Origin of the sequence: Paraburkholderia sp. SIMBA_053 (assembly GCF_046534895.1) — a bacterium.
Lineage (GTDB): Bacteria > Pseudomonadota > Gammaproteobacteria > Burkholderiales > Burkholderiaceae > Paraburkholderia > Paraburkholderia caledonica.
The window spans coordinates 1-515 of sequence record NZ_JAWRXU010000082.1 but is presented as its reverse complement, the minus strand read 5'-3'; the positions used below and the strand labels follow the sequence as shown (position 1 = coordinate 515).

Here is a 515-nt window from a genome sequence, read left to right as displayed (position 1 = left end):
ATCCGCATCGGGCCGCTCACCGCGTCGGCCGCGGTGGCCACCGTCGGCGACGCTCACCTGTTCAAGAACGGACGCCAATTTGCCGCCTGGCTCGGCACGATGCCCAAACAAGCGAGCAGCGGCGGCAAGACCCGGCTGGGCCGCATCACCAAACAGGGCAACACGTATCTGCGCACGCTGCTGTTCCAAGGCGCGCGCTCGGCCGTCACGAGCGCCCATCGACGAACCGACCGGCTCTCGCGCTGGATCGTTCAGCTCCAGGCACGCGTGGGCTGGTATCGAACGCTGGTGGCCGTCGCCAACAAGCACGCGCGCATCCTGTGGGCGATTCTGGCCAAGGGCGAGCGCTTCGATCCCTCGCATGTCTCAACACCGCGCCGGCCACTGTAGGACAACAGCATGAACAGGTAAATTCGCAGCGTCACCTAAAAGCGTGACTTCGTAACCCAGGACGCAAAGGCAAGGATAGCGACAGGTCAGACCGGCAGCGGGCGAACTCGAACACCCCCCAGGCG

Annotated in this window: 1 protein-coding gene; it reads left to right on the top strand. The window is 65.2% G+C overall.

The window, feature by feature from the left end:
* Positions 1–390, top strand: a 390-nt coding sequence (locus tag SB753_RS34650) for a transposase (RefSeq protein ID WP_410804547.1), incomplete at its 5' end; no start/stop codon positions are given.
* Positions 391–515 lie beyond the last annotated feature (125 nt).